The following is a 24,427-nucleotide window of genomic DNA, read 5'->3' as shown; positions in this document are numbered from 1 at the left end:
AGGTTAAATATTTTTTATGGTTTACAGAAATAAATAAATTATGAAAGACAAGAGGAAAAGAATATGCAAAAGCGAGGATCGTGATGTGATACATGAGAATTTTAACTTATAACATACGTCATGGACGTGGGACAGACCAAGAGTATCAGTTAGAAAGAATTGCGTCTATTATTTCATCTGTAGAGGCTGATGTGGTGGGTTTAAATGAAGTAGACCGAATGTATTCCGAAAGAAGTATGCATGATGACCAAGCAGCGTGGTTGGCCAAAAAATTAGGGATGTATCACTTTTTTGCCCCCTCAATATCGATACCTCAAAAAGGACATCATCAGCGACGGGAATACGGGAATGCGTTACTTTCTCGTTATCCCATAAATAAGGCAGAAGCACATGTGCTCGCGCCTGATTTTTTTAGAGCAGAAGGACGTTCTGTGCTTGAAGCAACCATACAAAAGGGGGACAAACCGCTTGATATCTTTGTGACCCATATCAGTTTGAACCCACTCTTGAGGAAAAAGCAGCTGTCTTTCTTATTAGAAAAAGCCACGCAATCAGAGCATAATGGTAAAACGGTTGTCCTGATGGGCGACTTTAATATGAAGCCGTCCTCGAGACTGTGGTCTATGGTCACCGATCAGTTCAATGATGCTTGGATACAGGCTCATGGCAAGTCTCAGGGCGGGTGGTTGTCTTTTTTTCGTAAAGACACGCATTCTGGCACTTTTCCATCCCATGAGCCTCGGATGCGCATTGATTACATCTTTGTCAGTAAACATGTCGAAGTCACCCACGCTGAGGTTATTAACCGACGTTCTGAGGCATCAGATCATCTACCTTTACTTGTCCAATGGGTGTAAATTTTATTGTCGATGTGCCATTTTGCATAGTAAAATAACCATGGTATTGGAACTGTCAGTAAAGGAGTGGGGGAACATGCTGAAAACGTGGTTGGAAATATTCTTAGTCTCGCTTCGTCTCGGTTTAACGAGTTTTGGAGGGCCAGTGGCACACCTAGGTTATTTTTACGAGGAATACATAAAAAAAAGGAAATGGTTAACAGAGGAGCAATACGCAAATTTAGTGGCCTTGTGTCAGTTTTTACCAGGTCCTGCGAGTAGTCAGGTAGGATTTGGTATCGGTGTTGTACGTGGAGGCTTACTCGGAGGCTTTGTGTCTTTTGTCGGTTTTACTTTTCCTTCTATATTGTTATTGGTGCTTTTTGTTGGCTTTTTACAAGGGACAGACTTGTTAGACCAAGGCTATATACAAGGCTTGAAGGTAGTGGCTGTCGCCATTGTGGCCCACGCCTTGCTAGGAATGGGAAAAAAACTAGCGTCAGATGCATCACGTGCCACGATCGCCATATTAGCGATGGCATTCACGCTCCTATTTGTTCAAGTTTGGTCGCAAGTTGTCGCGATTATCCTTGCCGGGATCGTTGGTTTTGTCTTATGGAGAAAACAGACCGAGGGAGAGCCATCCGATGTCAATATCCCTATTTCTAAAACAACGGGTACCATTTGTTTACTTATATTCACGACCTTGTTATTACTCCTACCTCTCGTAAGAGATAACGCCGATATCCTTGGGATATTTGACAGCTTTTATCGGGCGGGCGCGCTTGTATTTGGGGGAGGACATGTCGTTCTACCATTACTGGAAAGAGAGATGGTGCCGTTGGGGTGGGTAAGTAGTGAGGCCTTTCTTGCTGGTTATGGTGCCGCACAAGCTGTACCGGGTCCATTGTTTACTTTTGCTTCTTATTTAGGTGCCGTCATGGGGGGATGGCCTCTGGCATTACTAGCCACAAGTGCAATTTTTTTACCTGGCTTTCTTTTATTGATCGGAACGCTCCCTTTTTGGGGGAAATTACAACAAATAAAAGGGGTTAGAGCAGCATTAAAAGGGGTTAACGCAGCAGTTGTTGGCATTTTACTGGCGGCACTTTACGACCCGATCTGGACGAGTACGATATTACGCCCCATTGATTTTGTGTTGGCTGTGATCCTATTTGCTATGCTCAGCTTTTGGAAGCTTCCTGCTTGGTCTGTCGTCATAGTGGGAGCTGTCGCAGGTTGGCTAATGGTTTAGTTTCCTATCAATGCTTCAGTCGTTCACGCAAAGGCTTAGATCGGTAGTTTTATTTGTGCAACGGTGAGTGTTGCTCATGTTCTGAGCAGAAATGGATACACTAACAACGAAATGCTGCTCAGAACATAGGAGTGTTGGAACATGTCAAAAAAGCAAAATAAGCTCACTCAACCTCAGCAAGAATATCAAACGTTTATGAAAGGCAAAGAACCTAAGAAACCTTTACTTAGAAATTTAATATTAGCTTTTCTAGTCGGTGGGTTCATCTGTACGATTGGGCAGGCATTTACCTTTTTTTACATGGCCTTCTTTGACTTTACAGAGAAATCGGCCGGCGACCCTACCGTTGCAACGATGATCTTTATCGGGGTGCTTTTGACAGGATTCGGTGTATATGATCACATTGCGCAATGGGCCGGTGCTGGAACTGCGGTCCCCGTCACTGGATTTGCTAATAGTATGTCCTCTGCCGCTATTGAGCATAAGAGTGAAGGCTTTGTGCTAGGGGTTGGCAATAACATGTTTAGAATTGCGGGCCCTGTTATCGTTTATGGCACGGTTGCCGCTTTTGTTGTCGCATTAGTACGAGAAATAATCATGAGGTTAGGGGGCTCTTAACATGTTAAAAGGAGAACAAAGTTGGTCCTTCTCAACAAAGCCCGCCATCACAGCGTCAGCTGCCGTAGTCGGTCCTTATGAAGGTAAAGGCCCTCTAGGACAGGACTTTGATTTCGTACATGATGACCCTCGACTAGGAGAGGATAGTTGGGAAAAAGCAGAAAAACGTCTGTTAGAGGATGCTTGCCAGACAGCGATGGAGAAAGCGAGCGTCCAAAAAGAGGATGTACAATTCTTCCTGGGCGGGGATCTGATGGCGCAACTAATCACCAGTAGTTTTGCTGCCAGGACGTTATCTATCCCTTTTCTAGGTATATTTGGCGCGTGTTCCACTTCAATGGAAGGGTTAGCATTGGCCGCGCAGTTAGTGGACAGTGGGGCCGCTGAAACTGTTATGTGTGGAACAGCGAGCCACAACTCTTCGGCAGAAAAACAATTTCGTTATCCCACCGAGTATGGCGGACAGAAGCCACCGACAGCACAGTGGACAGTGACGGGTGCGGGTTCGGCTATTCTACAGCCAGCGAATAAAGCTTCTAAAACGTCTAATATACGAGTCACAGGCGCAACGATCGGGAAAGTGGTCGATATGGGTGTGAGTGATCCGTTCAACATGGGCGGCGCGATGGCCCCAGCCGCTGTGGATACGATTACAGGGCATTTTAGAGACTTTAAACGCTCCTTTGACGATTACGACCTGATCGTCACGGGTGATTTAGGTCGTGTTGGATTCGATCTGGCAAATGACCTCTTCTCTAAAGCGGGATTTAAAGTGCCTGATCATGTGTATCAGGATTGTGGATTACTGATGTATGGAGATGACCCGAATGTGCTGGCCGGTGGAAGTGGGTGTGCATGTTCCGCTACTGTGACGTACGGGCACATCCTGAAACGCATGCAAGCTGGAGAGCTACGAAGGGTGCTGGTAGCGGCGACAGGAGCGTTGCTGTCACCTCTGTCCTACCAACAAAAAGAATCCATTCCAAGTATCTGTCATGCTGTTGTTTTGGAAGTAACAGATCATTGAGGATCATTGAGCTAGAACAAGCCGACATTAAGTTCACTTTTATCTTTTGCTTGGTTGTTAGATAACGGTGCCTAAAATCTATAAACGTATCAACAAATAAACCATAAAAACAGAACGAATGCCTTCTAGCCACTATAGAACAATGTTTCTCGGTGGAGAAGGCATTCGTTTCTTTTAGTTTGCATAAAAACAAGTCAGGCAAAAACTAAGACATCGGTACCTGTGGTAAAATGCGACCTTCAATACGGTCAAATATATCGTCTAGGCTTCTACCAGTAATGGTCAGGCCGTGATTTTTTAGACCGATCACAGCTCTAGACGGGTCGTCTGACTGCCTTACAAGTTCAGCCACAGTTTCAGCTAATTCAAGGGTCCCGCATGGATAGTTGATTTGCGTCGCTTGAACGCCGTCCATCCAGGCGTGGATGTGTACAATGGCACCGACATCAGGGTGCTCTGTGTAGATCATCCAGTGTTCAATGGCATCAACGGAAGCACGTTTAGGTTGTACATCTTGAGGAACGCTAATCTTCATGGCGTTGTTGTCATGATCATACCCATTGATGAGGAGCATGTCTTGTCCGACGACTTTCATATCAGCTTTATTCACACCACTTGCACTCATCCAAAACCGCGCCTCGTCTTTTCTCGCACTAAGGTTGCCGTAGCTCAATCCACCTAGTCCGTATAGCTTTTTGATATGTCGCAAGTCACGCGGTGTCACATATTCCTCTAGAGGAAATGGTGCTGGAAGCAGGTTCATTTCATCTAATCGACGACCAGAACGACTGAGTTGGGCCGTGACTTCATCTCCATGAGAAAGCGCCTCAGGGATATCGGTATTGAAAATGTTATCAATCACGAGTCTTGAGGTGGCTAGCGGTTCTAGACGTTCATAAACTTTTTGGAAGAACTGTTCCTCTTCATCCTCATGATATGTAACTTGGTAGCAGCCCTGTTCAGGTGTAATAAATGACACTGTTGAGCGTTCATTTTCTGCGTCGTGCACGATCAGAATAAAATGGTTAGATAATGAACGGACGAGATAAGGATAAGCGAGCTTGAGGACATCAATACGGTCAATAGGTCCTCTTAGATGTTCTTCTAAAACGGAGACGACGAAAGTCGCCTGGGCTTGTCGTCTAAAAGGACGAACACGGTCACGGTCGATAAAGTTAAACACCACCCGTATATCGTCTACTGGGGTTTCATAATACTCATATCCATGAGTGGTAAATGTTTTCTCCAATCCTTGACGAAAAAATGCAGTGAAATCTGTTTTGGTATCCCCTACAATGCTAAAGTTCCTCAAAGTACTTCCTCCTTCACTTGGCATTAGGTTCAAATACAATTTTAATAGCGTCACCTTTTCTTTTTGTTGAAGCAACAGTAAAGGCTTCCTTATATTGATGTAAAGGAAAACGATGGGTAATGAAAGGGGCCAAGTTAACTTTTCCTTTTTTGATAAGATCGATGGCCACGGCGAGTGTCCGTGTGGGTTGACCTTCGTACATTTCTGTACTGTACGCGAAGCTACCCTTTACCTCTAATTCATTTAGCCACACGGTTGTCCAATCAATATCCTTTAAAATCCCGGCCAAGCCGAGTAAAATAACTTTTCCTCCACTCTTAGTTAATCTTAGGGCGTCATTAACACTACTTTTTCTGCCGACACATTCAATGACGATATCCGCTCCACCTTGGACCACAGGAGGGCCGAACACTGGTTTTAACAGTTGCGCTTGTAGCGCTTCAGATACGTCTTCATAATAGTGATTCCCTTTAGTTAACATGATGACGTTATCTGCTCCATAATGTCGGGCGAGTGAAGCTTGAAATCCGTGTTTGGCCAAAATAATAACGTGGTTGTCATAACCGAGGGCGCGGATGGCTGCGACGGTGCATAAGCCAATGACCCCCGCACCGATAATCAGAATCGTATCATCTTTCTTAGGCTTATTTCTCATCACAGCATGTAAGGCACAGCTAAAAGGTTCAATCATGACACCATTCTGATCATCAACCTCTTGGGGTAACTTAAACACTTGGCTTTTATGGGTATTTAAGTGCGAACTCCAACCTCCTCCGGTATCTTTACACGTTCCGATTAAAAGACCGGGGCTTATGTCACCGTTGGTCATATTTTCACACAGACTGTAATCCCCACGCTGACAGGCAGGGCACAATTCATGGAATCCTCTAGATTCACATGAAAGTACAGGATCGACCACCACTCGATCCCCTATATGTATATCTTTCACATTTTCTCCCATTTCTATGACTTTTCCCACAATTTCATGACCAATGGTAAAAGGAAAGGAGGCGTAAGGAGAAGTCGTTGGACTATCGTTTAAGAAAATAAGGTTCATATCGCTGCCACAAATGCCACTATAGGTCACTTCAATTTTGACCCAGTCTGGATGACGGAGTGGCAAATCTTCCTGTTTCTTCAATTTCACACAGGATAATTGAGAATGCCAGAACAGAGATGGGAAGTACCGTCCCAGTGCCTTTGCTAAGGTATACTTTGGAAGATTGAGATCAAACTGTATCGCATTCATACAGATCACTACTTTCCTATATTGGTATGTTTTGTTAGTTATCATTATGTTTTTAATATACACGATAGCAATTTTGTAATGCAAATGGTCTTGTACATGAAGGTGCATAAAAACATGATTTAAAGTTCAATTTAATATTGATACGTGATGAAGTTTAGCCAAAACTATAATCATTGGAGGCCTAAAACATGGCTTTTATCAAGCAAATATTAGAGGTATGCTCACAATTTCTCATGGCACTATTTGTACATGAGTATGAGTTCGATGAGGAGTAAGATTAAATCATAAAAGGATGGAATGGTATGCTAGCAAGTTTTTTCTGGGCATTTGTCGTCGGAGGATTCATTTGTATGATCGGTCAAGTGATGTTAGATGTGCTTAAGTTAACGCCAGCTCATACGATGAGCGCCTTAGTCGTTAGTGGCGCTTTACTTGACGGATTTGGGTTGTATGAACGCTTAATAGATTTTGCAGGGGCAGGGGCGACAGTCCCTATCACAAGCTTCGGTAACTCATTGGTGCACGGCGCCATGGCAGAGGCGGAACAGAACGGCATTGTAGGAATTATTACAGGCATTTTTGAGGTCACGAGTGCTGGTATTTCTTCCGCCATTGTATTCTCCTTTATCGCTGCACTCATTTTTAGACCTAAAGGTTAGTCCTGACTGTGCAGAAAGGGCTATAAGCGATAACAGAAAGGGGAGATGAGTGTTGGATTTTTGGTATGGCTCTGAAGAACTCGCGCTGCACGGCTTTCTTATTCGAGCGTTTATTGTTTATATATACATGTTTATCATCCTCAAAGTATTGGGACAACGGTCCATTGGGACATTACATCCTTTGGATTTTCTATTTGGTGTGATTATTGGGGATGTACTAGGGGAGCCATTATCGAGTGGGGACCTCCCCTTAGCTGGACCTGTCGGTGCAGCAGCGCTCATCTCTACCCTACACCTTGTTTTATCATACGTGGCCTTGAAAACCCCACGCTTTCGCAGAGTCATTGAAGACGAACCGATTATACTGGTTGAAAAGGGTAGAATTCTCGAAAACCAACTGAGAAAAACAAAAATTACGGTGGAATCACTTCTGATGGATCTCCGATTAAACCAGGTGGACTTGATCGAACTGGATTATGCTGTACTAGAATCTAATGGGCAAATTAGCTTTATTAAGAAAAGTAAATATCAAACCCCATCGTTTAATGACCTGCAACTGGAAGCAACACCACAAGGCTATCCTAGTGTGTTAATTCAGGATGGGGCAATCGTGCATTATAATTTAAAAAAGTATGGGGGTACAAACTGGTTAAAGGAGCAAATCCAACAAAGAGGATTACAAAAAGTTGAAGATGTGTTTCTTATGACCATTGATGAAGGCGGGCAAATTTATCTGAGTGAAAAACAACGCCAATCACATTAATTCAATTAGCATCGTAAAGGTAAAGGCGTTGCATAGATTGAGAACACGTTGGTCAATCTTTAGCTCATAAATGGAGGTTGACTTTTCTATAGGTCTCTGTCATACTACAACAGATAATAAAATACAGGGAACCTTTTAAAAGCAGTCCAGAGAGGCTGACAAGGGAAGCGGAAAAAGTGGTGTATGAGATGTAGATGATCTTGCTACCTGTGAGTGGCTATGGTCAAGACTGCCTTTCTCATACAACAACACGTGCATCGTCTGACTAAGGATTAGAATCTAGAGTTGGAAACAACCCTAGGATCAAGTCTCTTAAGTACTCATCGTCCAACACGACGATCAGGATGACGTGACGACACCACTTTTATATGAATGAGTACCAAACGCAAACGCTCACTTCTTGTCCTCCTGGCAAGAAGTTTTTTTGTGTCTGATTTTAGTTTTTAGAAAGGATGATGGGGATGGTTAAGACACGAACGTTGTTAGATCATGACGCGATCCGTAGAGCATTAACGCGGATTGCACATGAAATTATTGAACGCAATAAAGGGGTTCAAAACTGTGTGTTAGTGGGGATAAAAACGAGGGGCATTTACTTGGCCGATCGACTCGCGGCCCGTATTAAAGATATTGAATCGGTAGAAGTTCCCGTCGGTGAGTTAGACATTACCCTTTATAGAGATGACTTGTCATATAAGAATGACAATGAAGATCCTGTCTTGAAAGGGACTCAGCTCCCCGTTGATATCAATGGTAAAACAGTTGTCCTAGTCGATGACGTCCTATATACAGGACGTACCGTCAGGGCAGGTTTAGACGCTTTAATCGATCATGGGCGTCCTCAGTCAATTCAACTTGCGGTGTTAGTTGACCGAGGTCATCGGGAACTTCCGATTAGACCAGACTATGTCGGTAAAAATGTTCCGACGTCAAAAGACGAGATTATTGCCGTTGGACTTCAAGAAGTTGACGGAGATGACGCCGTCAAATTACAACAAAGAGGGGGAGAGGGAAGTGAAAAAACAACGTAATGTATTAGACGTTCGAGATGTACCTCAACCTGCAAACTGGCTAGTTTTAAGTATGCAACACTTATTTGCCATGTTTGGTGCCACCATTTTAGTGCCGTTCTTAGTAGGCTTAGATGCGTCTGTAGCCCTGATGTCCAGCGGTTTGGGTACACTCGCCTACTTGATTATCACCGGAGGCAAAATTCCAGCCTACTTGGGATCTTCCTTTGCTTTTATCGCCCCGATTACGGCGGTGATGACAGCAGAAGGACCGGAAGCCGTTATGTTCGGGAGCTTTGTCGCGGGTTTGGTCTACGGCATTGTATCCTTACTCGTGATGGCTTTTGGTACCCGTTGGTTAAGACGTGTTCTTCCACCTGTCGTCGTTGGCCCCGTCATCATTGTCATCGGTTTAGGCTTAGCTAGTGTAGCAATTGAAATGGCCATGTATGACCAGACGGTTGACCCAATTGTATATGAACCGACTTATGCCCTTGTGGCCCTTGTCACACTTGCCGTTACCATTATTGCAGCGATCTTTTTTAAAGGATTTTTTGCCCTTATTCCTATTCTTATCGGTATTGTTGGTGGTTATGTTTTCGCTACAATAATGGGTATTATCGACTTCCAGCCGATCTTAGATGCGAATTGGGTTGGCATGCCAGAGCAGATGCTCATCCCATTTGTGACGTATACCCCGAATGTGTCACTTCTCGCCCTATTCGTCATTGTGCCTGTGGCTTTTGTGACCTTAGCAGAGCATATAGGAGACCAAATGGTACTAAGTAAAGTCATGGATCGTAATCTTTTAGAAAAACCGGGTCTTCACCGCTCCATTATGGGTGACGGTGTGGCCACAATTATCGCCTCCTGCATTGGAGGTCCTCCGAATACGACGTATGGCGAGAATATTGGGGTACTCGCTATCACGAGGATATTTAGTATCTTTGTTGTGGGGGGCGCAGCCGTACTAGCAATCTTGTTTGGCTTCAGCCCCAAGGTCAGTGCCTTAATAGGTACCATCCCGGCAAGTGTGATGGGTGGTGTGTCCATTCTGTTATTCGGTGTCATTGCATCATCCGGATTACGCATGATGATAGAAAATAACATTGATTTCGGTGAGAAACGTAACCTGGTGATCTCATCCGTCATTCTTGTACTAGGTATCGGTGGCGCGTTTATTAATATAGGTGAGCATATTGAAGTGCCGAGTATGGCACTGGCCACCATTGTCGGTATCTTTCTTAATCTCGTACTTCCTGGACATGAATTGGCTTACGGAGATAAGCCCATGTTTGAGGAAACAATACAGGACCAAGCATCATAGAGAAGTACCAAATATAAAAGAACCTTTAAACACAGTACAGAGAGACTGGTAAGGTGATTCTAAATTTGTCATGCCCTGCTACAGCTTAGCCAGATGGATGGGCTTACTTGGGGGTATACAGGACTCGTATACCCTCATACCACTTTGTAGCACGCATTGATAAATGTGGATACTTATGCACCTTACGCACAGTCGTAAGGTGCATTTTTTTATAAAGGAGGCGTAACAGATGAGGAGTTTATTGGGGTTAAGGGATGTAGACGCAGGAGACATTGACAGGTTATTAACCAGAGCACAAGAGATGCAGGAGTATCCAGATGATGTACAACATCTACTCAGTCACACCTACGTCGCTCATTTATTTTTTGAAAATAGCACTAGAACCCGCTTTTCCTTTGAAGTTGCTACCAAGAATTTAGGGGCTCAGGTGCTTCACTTTCAAGAAAACGTCTCTAGCACCCAAAAAGGGGAGACGTTTCGTGACACATTAAAAACGTTAGAAGCGATGGGTGTTCAGGCAGCTGTAATAAGACACGCCCAAAACGGCATTTTACAAGAAGTGAGCAAAGGCATGGACATGCGACTCATCAACGCAGGGGTGGGCCATGAAGAACACCCTACACAAGCGTTACTCGATTTACTCACGATGAAACAGGAGTTTGGCCATTTGCGAGGCCTTAAAGTGGCCATTATCGGAGACTTAACACATAGTCGCGTCTTGCGCTCTAACGTATTTGCACTCCAGAAGCTGGGGGCGCACGTCCTGCTCGCTGGACCACCAAATCTTAAGCCTGAAGAGGAGATTCTCTCGCGATGCCAGTGTGTGACAGTGGATGAAGCTATCCAAGCAGCGGATGTCGTCATGATGCTTCGTATCCAGTTTGAGCGCCACAGCCAAACGTGGTCATTAGGTCAAGAACAATACCATCAGCAATACGGTCTGACCGTACAACGAGCGAATCGTATGCAATCTCATGCGATCATTATGCATCCCGCCCCATTTAATCGGGACGTGGAGATTGCCTCAGCACTAGTCGAATCGCCTCGCTCGCGCATCTTTAAGCAAGTCACAAACGGTGTAGCAGTGAGGATGGCCGTATTAGAGCGGGCGTGCACCTCAACCCCGTCAGCAGAAGAGCACAGCAAACGCATTGTCAAGGTATAAGGCTGACTATCCGTTTACTCTTCTAAAGAAAGGTGCTTATTGAACAATGAGCATCTTAAAAATCATCACTTTGCCTATAAGCAAAGGAGACAAGGGTGACTATCAAATATAAACAATACACATACACAGTGGAGGGGATACACATGGGATTATTATTGAAGAATGGTTGGGTGATGAACCACCAGGGGAAAGGAATTCAAATAGACGTGTTGTTGAAAGGTGACAGGGTACACAAGCTGGGAAAGGGATTTCCTGAAGACCATCATCAGGTCATTGACTGTGAAGGTAAATGGGTATTACCAGGTTTTATTGACATGCATGTACACCTTCGAGAACCAGGTTTTGAACATAAAGAAACCATAGAGTCGGGAACAAGAGCGGCAGCGAAGGGCGGCTTTACCACCATTGCTTGTATGCCTAATACAAAGCCAGTCTTAGATGCCGCTGAACAAATCCAGTCTATTCACGATCAAGCCAAACGAGTAGGAGCCGTGAATGTCCTCCCCATAGGAGCCATCACTCAACGCCAACTCGGGGAAACGTTATGCGACTTTGAAGCGATGCAACGCGTAGGTATTGTAGCCGTATCGGATGACGGTGTGGGCGTACAATCAGCAGGGAAAATGAAAGAAGCGATGAGTCAAGCGGCCAAGCTAGGCCTGCCTGTTGTTGCGCATTGTGAAGATAACTCACTGATCCAAGGTGGGTGCGTTCATGACGGCGCATATGCACAAACCCACGGGCTAAGGGGGATACCTTCTGAATGTGAGGCCGTGCATATCGCCCGAGATATCCTCCTAGCAGAACAGACGGGCGTACATTACCACGTCTGTCATATCAGCACCAAAGAATCCGTCCGACTTGTACGTGAAGCGAAGCATAACGGCATCCCAGTTACAGCTGAAGTGACCCCACACCACTTGTTGCTTTCGGAGAACGATATTCCTGGCTTAGACCCCAACTTCAAAATGAACCCTCCCCTTCGCTCGGAGGAGGATCGCCAAGCCCTCATAGAGGGACTACTGGACGGTACGATCGATTTTATCGCCACAGATCATGCGCCCCACGCACAAGAGGAAAAAGAGATGGGCATGGAACGCGCACCATTTGGCATTGTAGGCCTAGAGACAGCCTTTCCATTACTATACACGCACCTCGTTCAAAAAGGCCTATTAACCTTAAAAGCACTCATCGATAAGTTAACACGTGTGCCGGCTGAGCGCTTCAACCTAGCCAGGGGCACACTGCGAGAAGGGGCCATCGCCGATATCACGATCGTGGACCTAGAGCTAGAACAGTCAATCAATCCGAGAGACTTTGCTTCAAAGGGTCAAAATACACCGTTTACGAACTGGACGTGTCAAGGCTGGCCAACGATGACCATCGTTAACGGGCAAGTGGTATGGTCGACTGAAAGAGGAATTGAACAGCAAAGTCAGGAGGGAGTGGTCAACCATGACTAAAACCGGATTTGTTATCTTAGAGGACGGTCACATTCTTGAAGGTAAGTCCTTTGGTGCAGAAAAAAAAGCGTTTGGTGAGGTTGTATTTAACACAAGTATGTCAGGTTATCAGGAGGTGCTATCCGATCCTTCATACTGTGGCCAAATCGTGACCATGACCTATCCATTGATGGGGAACTACGGTGTCAATCGTGACGACTTTGAATCTTTAGACCCTGCCATCCACGGTCTTATCGTCAAAGAACAAGCACAGCAGCCGAGTAATTGGCGGTCAGAGGGATCACTTTCCGAATTGCTCGCTTCACGAGGAATCCCTGGATTATATGATGTCGATACGCGACAACTGACCAAGATTATCAGGAAGCACGGAGCAATGAAAGGTATGATGGCAACAGGCATTGAGAGGAAGGATATACCGCAATACCTTGAGCAGATTAGATCCACCTCTCTAACAACAGATCAAGTCGCTCAGGTATCTACGAAAAACGCGTTTCATTGTCCGGGGACAAAAGATCGCATCGTGCTTATTGATTATGGGTGTAAGGCTGGTATTTTACGGGAGTTGACTGATCGTCACTGTGACGTACGTGTCGTGCCTTATGATACACACGCTGAAGATATTCTTAAGCTACGCCCGGACGGCGTGTTGTTATCAAATGGTCCTGGTAACCCGAAACATGTCCCACAGGCGGTTGAAACGGTTCGAGCGTTAGTGGGTCAGGTCCCACTGTTCGGTATATGCCTAGGCCATCAGTTGTTTGCGCTCGCTTGCGGTGCAGATACGCACAAGCTCACCTTCGGTCACCGCGGGGCCAATCATCCCGTCAAGGACTTACAGACGAATAAAATTATGATGACCTCGCAAAATCACGGTTATGCTGTTGCACGTGACTCTCTGAAGCAAACGCCTTTAGAAGTGACACAGTTAGCGGTGAACGATGGCACTGTAGAAGGACTCAAGCATAAGGAAGCACCCGCTTTTTCCGTCCAATACCATCCGGAAGCGTCGCCAGGTCCGTTTGATAGTCAAGCGCATTTTGACCAGTTTTTAGCGATGATAGAGGAGCATCAGAATAGAAAAACAAGTCACTATACACCAAACTTCCAAGTGTCGAAGGGAGAGAAAGATTATGCCACGATCTCATGAGTTACAAAAAATATTAGTCATCGGTTCAGGTCCGATTGTCATTGGACAGGCGGCAGAATTTGATTACGCCGGAACACAGGCATGTCAAGCATTGAAAGAAGAAGGATACGAAGTGATTCTCATCAACAGTAATCCTGCTACGATCATGACGGATACGAATATGGCCGACAAGGTTTATATTGAACCGATTACGCTCTCGTTTGTTTCTCGTATTATCCGTCAAGAAAAGCCAGATGGTGTCCTACCCACGTTAGGCGGACAAACAGGGCTGAACATGGCTGTAGAATTAGCCAATTCAGGAATTTTAGAAGAGGAGAATGTGCGCCTGTTAGGAACGGACCTCTCTGCCATACAAAAAGCGGAAGACCGTGATCAGTTCCGTTCCCTGATGAACGCCCTAAACGAACCTGTCCCAGACAGTGAGATTATCCATACGGTGGAAGAAGCTCTAACGTTCGCAAAGCAAGTCGGTTATCCGGTGATCGTCCGCCCGGCGTACACCCTTGGCGGCACAGGGGGTGGCATCGCGTCAAACGAAGAAAAGCTCATCGACATTGTCAGTAACGGTTTGAAGCAATCACCGGCACACCAGTGTCTCATCGAAAAAAGTATCGCCGGCTTCAAAGAAGTGGAATATGAAGTTATGCGAGATGCCAATGACACTTGTATCGTGGTGTGTAACATGGAGAATTTTGACCCAGTAGGGGTTCATACGGGAGACAGCATCGTCTTTGCCCCCACTCAAACACTATCGGATAGAGAAGTTCAAATGCTGAGAAGTTCAGCTTTAAGAATAATACGAGCGCTTGGGATTGAAGGGGGTTGTAACGTTCAATTTGCTTTAGATCCTGACACGTACCAATACTACGTCATCGAAGTGAATCCGAGAGTCAGTCGCTCCTCTGCTTTGGCGTCCAAGGCTACAGGCTATCCAATTGCCAAAATCGCAGCCAAAATTGCCGTGGGTTATCATCTCGATGAGTTAATCAACCCTGTGACTCAAAAGACGTATGCCAGCTTTGAACCTGCACTCGATTATGTCGTGACAAAGATTCCACGTTGGCCTTTTGATAAATTCCAATCGGCGAATCGTACGTTAGGCACACAAATGAAAGCGACGGGGGAAGTCATGTCCATCGGCCGAACGTTGGAAGAATCACTATTAAAAGCGGTTCGTTCACTCGAACTGGGGGCATACCATTTAGAGTTAGACGAATTAAGCCAAACGGATGATGTTACGTTACGTGAGCGTAGTGTAGAAGCGGATGATGAGCGAATTTTCATCGTCACAGAAGCGTTACGTAGAGGGCATTCTGTTGAGGATATCTGGTCCTGGACCCGGATTGACCGCTTTTTCTTACACAAGCTTGAACACATTGTGAGCATTGAACAGCATCTGCAACACCGTCGTTTCCAACTAGACTCCCTGCATGATGCCAAAAAGTATGGATTCACGGACCAGAAAATTGCAGAGCTGTGGGATACAGAGACGGAAGAGGTACGAGCGTTTCGTCAACAAGGAGGCATAACGCCTGTTTATAAAATGGTAGATACGTGTGCAGCAGAGTTTGATTCGGCCACCCCTTACTACTACTCAAGCTATGAAGTCGAAAATGAGGTGACGTCCACATCTAAGGAGAAAATTATGGTCCTCGGCTCAGGGCCAATTCGGATTGGCCAAGGCGTGGAGTTTGATTACGCCACGGTGCATGCGGTATGGGCCATAAAAGAAGCGGGCTATGAAGCCATTATCATTAATAATAACCCTGAGACGGTTTCTACGGACTTTAATACGTCCGACAAACTGTATTTTGAACCGCTATATATAGAGGATGTGCTTAATGTCATTGAACAGGAAAGACCAGAAGGGGTGATCGTCCAATTTGGGGGACAGACGGCCATTAATCTGACAGAAGGACTCCAGCGAGCAGGGGTACGTATCATCGGGACAGACAAAGAACACATTGATGCAGCGGAGGATAGGGAAAAGTTTGAGCGTTTAATGCATGAACTCGCCATACCACAACCACCAGGACAGACGGTTACCTCTGTTGAGGAGGCCGTCCATACGGCTGATGAACTAGGGTTCCCAGTACTCGTCAGACCCTCCTACGTGTTAGGCGGACGTGCGATGGAAATTGTCTATAACCGTGATGAATTACTTAACTACATGGCAAAAGCGGTGAAGGTCAATCCCAAACACCCCGTGCTTATCGATCGCTACATGCTAGGCAAAGAGATTGAAGTGGACGCCATATGTGATGGTAAAGACGTCCTTATACCTGGGATTATGGAGCATATTGAACGAGCAGGCGTCCACTCGGGTGACTCCATCGCCGTTTACCCACCTCAAACCATGAGTGAGGATATCAAGCGTCAAATTATCGATACAACGACTAAGATCGCCTTAGGACTCGAAATAAAAGGTCTTTTAAATATCCAATTCGTAATCTATCAGGGTACAGTCTACGTCATTGAAGTGAACCCTCGAGCGTCGAGAACGGTGCCTTTCCTAAGTAAGATTACAGGCATCCCTATGGCCAACGTGGCCACCAAGATTGTATTAGGTGAAACGATCGTTTCACTCGGCTACGAGGCAGGCTACGCGCCCGAACCTGATACTGTTTCAGTCAAAGTTCCGGTCTTTTCTTTTGCCAAGTTAAGGAGAGTCGACATAACCCTAGGGCCAGAAATGAAGTCTACGGGTGAAGTGATGGGACGGGACGTCTCCCTAGAAAAAGCGCTGTACAAAGGTTTAGTAGCGGCCGGAATGAAACTGCCACAGCACGGTTCTGTACTCGTCACCGTTGCAGACAAGGATAAAGAAGATGCGTTAACGCTGGCTCAACGCTTTAAAGCGCTAGGCTTTGACATCATGTCCACATCAGGGACGGCCGCCTACCTAAATGAGAATCAAGTACACACCAGAAAGGTGAAGAAGCTGAGCGAAGGGACGCCGAACCTATTAGACGAAATAAGAGCAGGTAAAGTGAGCTACATTCTGAACACACTGACCAAAGGCAAACAACCCGCCAGAGACGGCTTCCGTATCCGGCGTGAAGCGGTCGAGAACGGTGTCGTTGTTTTTACTTCATTAGATACGGCCGAAGCGATGCTTAACGTTTTAGAATCAATGACGTTTACATCTCAACCGATGCCTGTTTTTAAAGAAAGGGAGGCCCCCTTATATGTCTAAAGCTAAACAGCTCACACCCGAGCGTTCACCGTTGATGATTAAAGAGGACATGACCGTTATTCGTCACGAGGAGTTGGCGAATGATATCTGCCTCCTGGTCCTCAAAGGCGAACTTGTTACACATGCTTCACCAGGTCAATTTGTGCATGTGCGTGTTTCAGAAAAAGGGATGGCTATGCCCTTACTACGTCGACCGATTAGTATCAGTGATATTGATTTAGAGCAGATGACAATGAGCATCATCTACCGTGTTGAAGGAGAAGGGACGCGTAGGCTGGCTAAGCAAAAAGTGGGAGAGATAGTGGATGTATTAGGGCCTTTAGGCCAAGGTTTTGAGACGAGTCACCTTACATCAGGTGATAACGTCTTGATCGTCGGAGGCGGTGTCGGTGTCCCACCGTTATATTATTTATCTCAGACATTAGTCCAACAAGGGTGTAAGGTGACACACGTCCTCGGTTACCAGACCAAAAACCATAGTTTCCTAGTCCATTCCTTTGAGACACTAGGTGAAACGCATGTGACGACGGTGGATGGTTCCTTGGGGACGCAAGGATTCGTCACTAATGTGATCGATCGTTGGCCACTTGAGCAGTGGGATAGCCTATTTGCTTGTGGCCCCACCCCCATGTTAAAGGCATTGGAAGAACGGTTTCTAGACCACAGCAACGCCTTTCTATCATTAGAGGAACGTATGGGATGCGGCATCGGTGCCTGCTTCGCTTGTGTGTGTCAAACGCCTAGTGAACAGCCTTATGACTACCGTAAAGTATGTACGGATGGTCCTGTGTTTCGTGTGGGGGAGGTTATACTATGAGTCGGAATGACATGAACATAAACAAGGACACGACGGAGGATAAAGCCCAATATCGTGGTGCTGAGCATGAAAGGTTACAAGTGACACTTGGTGACTTGGTGCTCAAAAACCCGATCATACCCGCCTCAGGTTGTTTTGGCTTTGGTAGGGAGTACAGCCAATTTTACGCTTTGAGCGAATTGGGGGCGATTGCGATCAAAGCGACGACACTAGAACCACGCTTTGGAAATCCAACGCCAAGGGTAGCGGAGACCCATGCAGGCATGCTAAACGCCATTGGGTTACAAAACCCGGGACTAAATAAGGTGCTACTGGAAGAGCTGCCTTGGCTCGATCAGTACGATGTCCCTATTTTTGCAAATGTAGCGGGGAGTACTGAAGAAGACTATGTGACCGTCGCAGCTCGGTTAAGTCAAGCGCCCAATGTTGCCGCCATCGAATTGAATATCTCTTGCCCTAACGTTAAGTGTGGCGGGATCACGTTTGGAACAGACCCAGTGATTGCCTCTGAATTGGTGCGAAAGGTCAAGGCAGTGTCCCAGAAACCTCTGTACGTCAAGCTTTCGCCAAACGTAGCGGATATTGTTGAGATGGCCTTAGCGGTGGAGGAAGCGGGGGCAGACGGATTAAGCATGATCAATACGCTTCTTGGCATGCGCATTGACCTCAAAACAAAGGCACCCATTCTGGCCAATCGATCAGGCGGCCTATCAGGACCTGCTATTAAACCTGTGGCTTTGAGGATGATCTATGAAGTGAGCCAACGGGTCTCCATTCCGATCGTTGGCATGGGGGGGATTCAATCGGCAGATGATGTGATCGAATTTTTCCTCGCAGGGGCATCCGCTGTAGGGGTCGGTACGGCCAACTTTGTCGATCCGCTTATCTGTCCAACGCTCATAAGAGAACTGCCCAAGAAACTAGACGCTTATGGTGTGACACATATCGGAGAATTGCAGGGCCAAGCATGGCGTAGTGAGCGAATGGAGGTGCTGTAGATGAGCATGAATGCAACGAACGATCCCAGCATCATGATCGCGCTAGACTTTCAAGATGCAGATCAAGCCATATCTTTTGTTCACTTCATCGATAACAATCATACATTTAGTAAGCCATGGTTTAAAGTAGGAATGGAGCTGTATTACGCAGCAGGACCCACTATTATAGCGAAGATTAAAGAAAAGGGTTTTCCTATCTTTCTTGATCTCAAACTACACGATATCCCTAACACTGTGAAAGGGGCTGCTCGGAGTATCACCTCACTCGGTGTCGATATGTTTAATGTCCACTGTAGTGGAGGTTCGGCGATGTTGGAGGCTGCGAGAGAAGGTATTGCAGAGGCGACTTCAGCGCATTCGTCGCAACATTCCCCCTTACTCATCGGGGTCACACAGCTGACAAGTACGAGTGAGGTAGTGTTAAGAGAAGAGATTGGCATTCCTCTTACAATAGAGGAGGCAGTGACTCATTATGCTACATTGGCACACCAACATGGCTTAGACGGTGTTGTCAGTTCACCACTTGAGGTCCAATCTATCAAAGCGGCATGTGGTCCTTCATTCATCACAGTGACACCAGGTATCAGACCGGCTTCTGTGAGCAGAGGGGACCAAGTACGTGTGACAACACCTCGTCAAGCGAAAACTTTAGGGACGGATTTTATGGTGATAGGTCGAGCAGTGACGCAAGCGACAGACCCTATCAAAGCTTTAGAGGATATCTACGCTGAAATAGTATAAATAATCGTGACCATGACGAGTGACATATCAAAATAGGTCATAAATAAAGCGACAAAGAAGACTGTCAGGAGGCGTTCATATGAGAGAAGAGATAGCACAGGTATTACTTTCGATTGGTGCCGTTGAGTTGAGACCACAAGACCCGTTCATCTGGAGCTCCGGCATCCGATCACCTATTTATTGTGATAATCGATTAACGATGTCCTACCCTCACGTTCGTAAAAGAATTGCAGACGGATTAGCGAAGACCATTCGCGATCACTTTGGACCAGTAGACGTTGTAGCAGGGACAGCAACGGCAGGCATCCCGCACGCAGCATGGGTATCCGAACAACTAGGATCGCCTATGTTGTATGTCCGCTCAAGTGCAAAAGGGCATGGCAAACAGACACAAATCGAGGGGAAGGTCGTTGAGGGACAACGAGTCATCGTCATAGAGGATCTGATTTCAACGGGTAAAAGTTCTCTCCAAGCGGTCAAAGCATGTCGGCATGCTGGTCTCGTTGTTGAGGGAGTAGTGGCGATCTTTAGCTACAACTTTGATCAAGCACTAGAAGCGTTCGAACGAGAGGATGTACCCTATCGTACATTGACAGATTATCACACACTTTTAGCTATAGCGGAGAAAGAAGGATCTTTATCGGCTGAGGACAAGCAAGCGTTGTCCTCGTGGAACCCTTTCAGTGCATAAAAGCATCTAGTAAGCAACCCCAAGTTGAATACATTTCATCGTGCTAAAAAAGAACAGCAAGAGAAGTTAGACTACATCATTCGGTAGTCTAACTTTTTTATGCTTAAAGATTTATAACGGATCTAAAATGCTTTAACATATATAAGAGTAAGTATTAAGGACGAATACGTTCAGGAGACACGTTCAAATGTTTCATTACCGCTCGTATTGTTTATTCGTATATAGTTTTAACACTGCAAAAAGGAGGAGCCGTTATGAGTGTTCATATTGCTTTAGGATCATCATCGCCAGATAAGCAAGGATATGTGCAAGAGGTTGCTAAGGATCTAGAGCTAGATGTTGTCGTCGTCCCAACGGCAGTTGACAGTGGCGTATCTGAGCAACCCCTCAGTTCTATAGAGACGAAGACGGGGTCTGTTGAACGTGCGAGACAAGCTTTAGTATTCAATCCCGCAAGTCAACTCAGTATTGGAATTGAAGCGGGATATAGATATAATGAACACCAGAAATATGAATTATTATGCTGGAGTACCGTCATGGACCATCGTCAACGGATCGTATCGTGTGTCTCTCACGCCTTTTTGTTACCTCAATTCTTTCAAAACATTTTACAACAGAATCTTCCTTTAGGGGAGTATATTGACGTGTATCAACAGCGAGCACAGACAAAACAAGAACAACGATTAGCAGACATCATCTCGTCACGTCGTCCTTTTATCTATACCGCCACACGAGACGCATTACTCCGCTACTTTACAAGACATGAATTTTAATCTATCAAAAAAAGCACCTAATATGAAAACAGGTGCTTTTTTCTTCTACTCCTTTATCCTACTAGAACCTGTGTCCACCCATGATAAAAGCTAGATGAACTCAGACATGCGACATGATGGGATGTTAGGGTATGAATGATATCTACGATCCTTTATATCATCACTGGTTTAAACGATACACATCCGCGTACTTTTCTTCAAAGTAGTCGGTTAGATATTTGGCATTCAGTTCCTCACCTGTCACGCGTTGGACCAGTTCGTTAGGGGTGTATAATTTACCATGAGTATGAATGTGTTTTTTGAGCCATTCACGAATGGTGTGGAACGCCCCTTTTTCAATAACATCATTTAGATTCGGGATATCTTGCTTCATTTGATTCATGAACTGTGCGGCATACAGGTTGCCTAAAGCATAAGAAGGAAAATACCCGAATCCTCCGAACGACCAATGTACGTCCTGTAGGACACCATCTGCGTCATTAGGAGGAACGACGCCGAGATACTCTTCCATTTTCTCATTCCATACTTGAGGTAAGTCTTTGACCTCAATGTCACCGCTGAGGAGTCCTTTTTCGATCTCGTAGCGAATCATAATGTGTAGGTTATAGGTCAGTTCATCAGCCTCAACTCTGATGAGCGAAGGTTCTACGGTGTTGATCGCACGACTGAAGTCCTCAAGGGAAACGTCTTCAAACTGTTGAGGGAAGTATGTTTTTAGGTCGTTATAAAAATATGACCAGAACGCCTGGCTTCTACCTACCATATTTTCTAAGAAGCGTGATTGTGATTCATGAATGCCCATAGATGTACCCTCACGGAGAGCAGTGCCTTCATACTCTGAGTCAATGCCTTGTTCATATAGTGCGTGTCCACACTCGTGAATCGTACCGAAAATAGCACTGCGCATATTGTTCTCTAGGTAACGTGTGGTAATACGGACATCATTCGTATTTAATCCGGTAGCGAAGGGATGAGCACTCTCCGCCATCATCCCAGCATCCATGTCATATCCCAGTTGGGGTAGCACGAAAAGGTTAAATGCTTTTTGTTTTTCAATATCGAAGGACTGTTCAAATATTTCTTTTCGTGGCTGGTGAGGGGACTGCTGTATACGATCTAAGAGTTGAATCGTTTTTTCACGCAGGTCTTTGAATAATGGATCAAGGGTTTCAACGGTGAGACCGGGCTCGTAGTTATCCAGTAAAGCATTATAAGGGTGCGTATCATAGCCGTAAATGTCAGCGAACTGGCGAGTGATGTCCACTATTTTTTCTAGTGTAGGGCGATAGTGTTCAAAGTTATTTGTCTTTCTTGCTTCCTCCCAGATGTCGTGTGCGTTAGAAGTCAGTATGACAAACTCTTTGTATAGGTCAGCGGGGATACGCTTAGATTTATCATACTCTCTTTTACGTACCCGAACGGTCGCTCGGGTCACTTCATCGAGTTGATCTTGTGCTTCTGGAGAGGATAAAGTGTCTAAACAAGCGCCCATTTCATCGGACATAGATAATTCAAAAACTTCAGTCGATAAAGCACCTATAGCGTTGGAGCGTTGTTGTCTGCCTTTCTTTGGGGCGTCTATTTGCAAGTCCCAACTGACAACACCTAATAACTCTTCAAAATATGTAATTTTCTGATCAAGCGTTTTAAATGAGTCCAATGCTTCTTTTATCTGCGGGTCTAATGTCATTGCGGTTAACTCCTTTCATCAATAGGTTGACAATTATGAAAACAAGCGTTTATATCTTGTAAGTATATCAAAGGTGGTTATACGACTCAATCTATTAGGTGCTTTGGTTTGAAGGTAAATCATTTTCGTCGTATACTGGTAATATTGTATAATTATTTTGGTTTTTATAATGAATAGAAGAAGGTGCAGATAATGAAACAGAACTTAACGATGTTGACGGACTACTATCAGATTAATATGATGTATGCCTATTACCGAAATGAAAAGATGCATCAGGACGTTGTGTTTGATTTATTTTTCCGTAAGACACCTGGTAAGAGCGGATATGCGATTAGTGCCGGTTTAGAGCAAGTGGTCGAATACATACAATCGTTATCATTCACTGAGGAAGATCTGCAATATTTACATGACTCCTGTGGGTACGAAAAAGCGTTTATAAATCTGTTACGTGACTTTAAGTTCACGGGTGAAATCTATGCTGTACCTGAAGGGACCGTTGTGTTTCCCCATGAGCCTATAGTAAGAGTCAAAACGAGTATTTTCGAGGCTCAACTGATAGAAACGGCATTACTCAATATCGTCAATCATCAGACTTTGATCGCGACAAAAGCCTCACGGGTGGTTGAGTCTGCAGATGATGGCATGGTCATGGAATTTGGTCTTCGACGTGCCCAAGGACCTGATGCAGGTTTATACGGTTCTAGGGCCGCTTATATTGGCGGAGTTCAGGCCACATCTAATGTATTAGCGGGGAAGAAATTCGGTATTCCTGTCAAGGGGACTCACTCCCACGCCTTTGTTCAAAGTTATCCGACTGAAAAAGAAGCGTTCGATGTTTTTGCTGAGACGTATCCAGATAACTGTATTCTATTGGTCGATACGTATGATACGTTAGGATCGGGTGTTCCTCATGCGATTGAAACATTTCGTAAAATGAAGGAGACACTAGGAGATAAATTCACCCACTACGGTATCAGGTTAGATAGTGGTGACCTTGCATACATGTCTAAGGAGGCTCGCAAACAGTTAGATGAGGCAGGTTTTCCTGAAGCGATCATTGTGGCTTCAAGCGACTTAGATGAGTATCTCATTAGGGAACTAAAAGGTCAGGGGGCAAAAATTGATGCTTGGGGAGTAGGAACCAATTTAATTACATCAAAGGATAGCCCTGCCTTAGGTGGCGTTTACAAGCTCGTAGCTGAAGAAGAGGAAGGCGTCCTACAACCTAAAATAAAAGTGAGTGAAAATCCCGAGAAAGTAACGACCCCCGCTTATAAGAAAGTGGTGAGGTTCTACGATAAGAATACGAAGAAAGCTTTAGTTGACCTTGTGATGTTAGAAGAAGAACAAATTCCAGACAAAGATTTTATCGCCTTTGACCCCGTTAACACGTGGAAGAAGAAAAAGGTCCATAACTTTGAGGCACAGGAGTTACTCGTCCCTATCTTCAAGGAAGGAAAGCTCGTTTACGACTTACCAAGCCTAGACGATATTCAGGCTTACACCAAGGAGCAGAAACAAAGATTTTCTCCAGAGATTAGAAGGTTGGTCAATCCTCATGTGTACCATGTTGATCTATCTGAACCACTCTGGGAATTAAAAAGAGACCTACTGTCCCAAGCCAAAAAAGAGAACAACGGTCTGGGTTAAAAGCTTTAAAAAACCAAGCTCCACAATAAAATGAGGAGCT

21 protein-coding genes are annotated in these 24,427 nt (G+C 45.2%); 18 read left to right on the top strand and 3 right to left on the bottom strand.

All coding sequences use genetic code 11. The features are described from left to right. Positions 1-92: 92 nt before the first annotated feature. The 4 genes from JKM87_RS08665 (at position 93) to spoVAD (ending at position 3,736) form a co-directional block, all read left to right on the top strand. Positions 93-857, top strand: a complete 765-nt coding sequence (locus JKM87_RS08665; protein WP_202079944.1) for an endonuclease/exonuclease/phosphatase family protein — start codon at positions 93-95, stop codon at positions 855-857. A 76-nt stretch (positions 858-933) separates the two neighbouring features. After that, positions 934-2,091 carry a chromate efflux transporter gene (gene chrA, locus JKM87_RS08660; protein WP_202079943.1) on the top strand — a complete coding sequence of 386 codons (1,158 nt, stop codon included), beginning with the start codon at positions 934-936 and terminating at the stop codon, positions 2,089-2,091. 141 nt (positions 2,092-2,232) lie between these two features. Beyond that, complete coding sequence (gene spoVAC / locus JKM87_RS08655; RefSeq protein WP_202079942.1) at positions 2,233-2,709, top strand: stage V sporulation protein AC; 477 nt, start codon at positions 2,233-2,235, stop codon at positions 2,707-2,709. Position 2,710: 1 nt separating this feature from the next. Further along, positions 2,711-3,736, top strand: coding sequence for a stage V sporulation protein AD (gene spoVAD / locus JKM87_RS08650; protein WP_202079941.1), 1,026 nt, complete (start codon positions 2,711-2,713; stop codon positions 3,734-3,736). A 205-nt stretch (positions 3,737-3,941) separates the two neighbouring features. On the opposite strand, the gene JKM87_RS08645 is transcribed toward spoVAD, so the two are convergent. Both JKM87_RS08645 and JKM87_RS08640 read right to left on the bottom strand, forming a co-directional pair. After that, entirely contained in the window at positions 3,942-5,048 is a 1,107-nt protein-coding gene (locus JKM87_RS08645; RefSeq protein ID WP_202079940.1) for a class II aldolase/adducin family protein, read from the bottom strand. Between the two features lie 13 nt (positions 5,049-5,061). Next, on the bottom strand, positions 5,062-6,297 hold the full coding sequence (locus JKM87_RS08640) for a zinc-dependent alcohol dehydrogenase (protein WP_202079939.1): 1,236 nt from the start codon (positions 6,295-6,297) through the stop codon (positions 5,062-5,064). A gap of 302 nt (positions 6,298-6,599) precedes the next feature. On the opposite strand from JKM87_RS08640, the gene spoVAE reads away from it, so the two are divergent. The 13 genes from spoVAE to JKM87_RS08575 all read left to right on the top strand — a co-directional run bounded on the left by spoVAE (position 6,600) and on the right by JKM87_RS08575 (position 21,047). After that, positions 6,600-6,956 carry a stage V sporulation protein AE gene (gene spoVAE / locus JKM87_RS08635; RefSeq protein ID WP_202079938.1) on the top strand — a complete coding sequence of 119 codons (357 nt, stop codon included), beginning with the start codon at positions 6,600-6,602 and terminating at the stop codon, positions 6,954-6,956. Between the two features lie 49 nt (positions 6,957-7,005). Beyond that, the gene (locus tag JKM87_RS08630; RefSeq protein ID WP_202079937.1) at positions 7,006-7,719 is read left to right on the top strand and encodes a YetF domain-containing protein; all 714 of its coding nucleotides are present in this window, start codon (positions 7,006-7,008) and stop codon (positions 7,717-7,719) included. Positions 7,720-8,180: 461 nt separating this feature from the next. Next, positions 8,181-8,750 (top strand): bifunctional pyr operon transcriptional regulator/uracil phosphoribosyltransferase PyrR, encoded by a 570-nt coding sequence (gene pyrR / locus JKM87_RS08625; RefSeq protein WP_202079936.1) that lies wholly within the window; start codon positions 8,181-8,183, stop codon positions 8,748-8,750. After that, positions 8,734-10,056: a solute carrier family 23 protein gene (locus JKM87_RS08620; protein ID WP_202079935.1), complete on the top strand. Its 1,323-nt coding sequence runs from the start codon at positions 8,734-8,736 to the stop codon at positions 10,054-10,056. Before pyrR ends, JKM87_RS08620 begins: the two co-directional genes overlap by 17 nt. Before the next feature lie 229 nt (positions 10,057-10,285). After that, on the top strand, positions 10,286-11,221 hold the full coding sequence (locus tag JKM87_RS08615; RefSeq protein ID WP_202079934.1) for an aspartate carbamoyltransferase catalytic subunit: 936 nt from the start codon (positions 10,286-10,288) through the stop codon (positions 11,219-11,221). Between the two features lie 143 nt (positions 11,222-11,364). Then, entirely contained in the window at positions 11,365-12,684 is a 1,320-nt protein-coding gene (locus JKM87_RS08610; RefSeq protein ID WP_202079933.1) for a dihydroorotase, read from the top strand. Continuing rightward, on the top strand, positions 12,677-13,831 hold the full coding sequence (locus tag JKM87_RS08605; protein ID WP_202079932.1) for a carbamoyl phosphate synthase small subunit: 1,155 nt from the start codon (positions 12,677-12,679) through the stop codon (positions 13,829-13,831). The genes JKM87_RS08610 and JKM87_RS08605 overlap by 8 nt, the downstream gene beginning before the upstream one ends. After that, a complete protein-coding gene (carB, locus tag JKM87_RS08600; RefSeq protein WP_202079931.1) occupies positions 13,815-17,027 on the top strand; it encodes a carbamoyl-phosphate synthase large subunit in 3,213 nt (1,070 codons plus the stop codon). The genes JKM87_RS08605 and carB overlap by 17 nt, the downstream gene beginning before the upstream one ends. A gap of 31 nt (positions 17,028-17,058) precedes the next feature. After that, complete coding sequence (locus JKM87_RS08595; protein WP_202080093.1) at positions 17,059-17,844, top strand: dihydroorotate dehydrogenase electron transfer subunit; 786 nt, start codon at positions 17,059-17,061, stop codon at positions 17,842-17,844. An 11-nt stretch (positions 17,845-17,855) separates the two neighbouring features. Beyond that, positions 17,856-18,842 carry a dihydroorotate dehydrogenase gene (locus tag JKM87_RS08590; protein WP_202080092.1) on the top strand — a complete coding sequence of 329 codons (987 nt, stop codon included), beginning with the start codon at positions 17,856-17,858 and terminating at the stop codon, positions 18,840-18,842. Then, on the top strand, positions 18,843-19,583 hold the full coding sequence (gene pyrF / locus JKM87_RS08585) for an orotidine-5'-phosphate decarboxylase (RefSeq protein ID WP_419761844.1): 741 nt from the start codon (positions 18,843-18,845) through the stop codon (positions 19,581-19,583). A gap of 79 nt (positions 19,584-19,662) precedes the next feature. Further along, positions 19,663-20,274 (top strand): orotate phosphoribosyltransferase, encoded by a 612-nt coding sequence (pyrE, locus tag JKM87_RS08580; RefSeq protein ID WP_202079930.1) that lies wholly within the window; start codon positions 19,663-19,665, stop codon positions 20,272-20,274. 254 nt (positions 20,275-20,528) lie between these two features. After that, positions 20,529-21,047, top strand: a complete 519-nt coding sequence (locus JKM87_RS08575; protein ID WP_202079929.1) for a DUF84 family protein — start codon at positions 20,529-20,531, stop codon at positions 21,045-21,047. Between the two features lie 160 nt (positions 21,048-21,207). Here the strand turns inward: JKM87_RS08575 and JKM87_RS08570 are convergent, their stop codons facing one another. Continuing rightward, positions 21,208-22,737 (bottom strand): carboxypeptidase M32, encoded by a 1,530-nt coding sequence (locus JKM87_RS08570; protein WP_202079928.1) that lies wholly within the window; start codon positions 22,735-22,737, stop codon positions 21,208-21,210. A 192-nt stretch (positions 22,738-22,929) separates the two neighbouring features. Between JKM87_RS08570 and JKM87_RS08565 the strand changes: the two genes are divergently transcribed. Beyond that, a complete protein-coding gene (locus JKM87_RS08565; RefSeq protein WP_202079927.1) occupies positions 22,930-24,387 on the top strand; it encodes a nicotinate phosphoribosyltransferase in 1,458 nt (485 codons plus the stop codon). Positions 24,388-24,427 lie beyond the last annotated feature (40 nt).

Origin of the sequence: Caldalkalibacillus salinus (assembly GCF_016745835.1) — a bacterium.
GTDB lineage: Bacteria > Bacillota > Bacilli > Caldalkalibacillales > JCM-10596 > Caldalkalibacillus_A > Caldalkalibacillus_A salinus.
The sequence above is the reverse complement of the archived record's forward strand: the minus strand, read 5'-3'. Positions and strand labels throughout refer to the sequence as shown.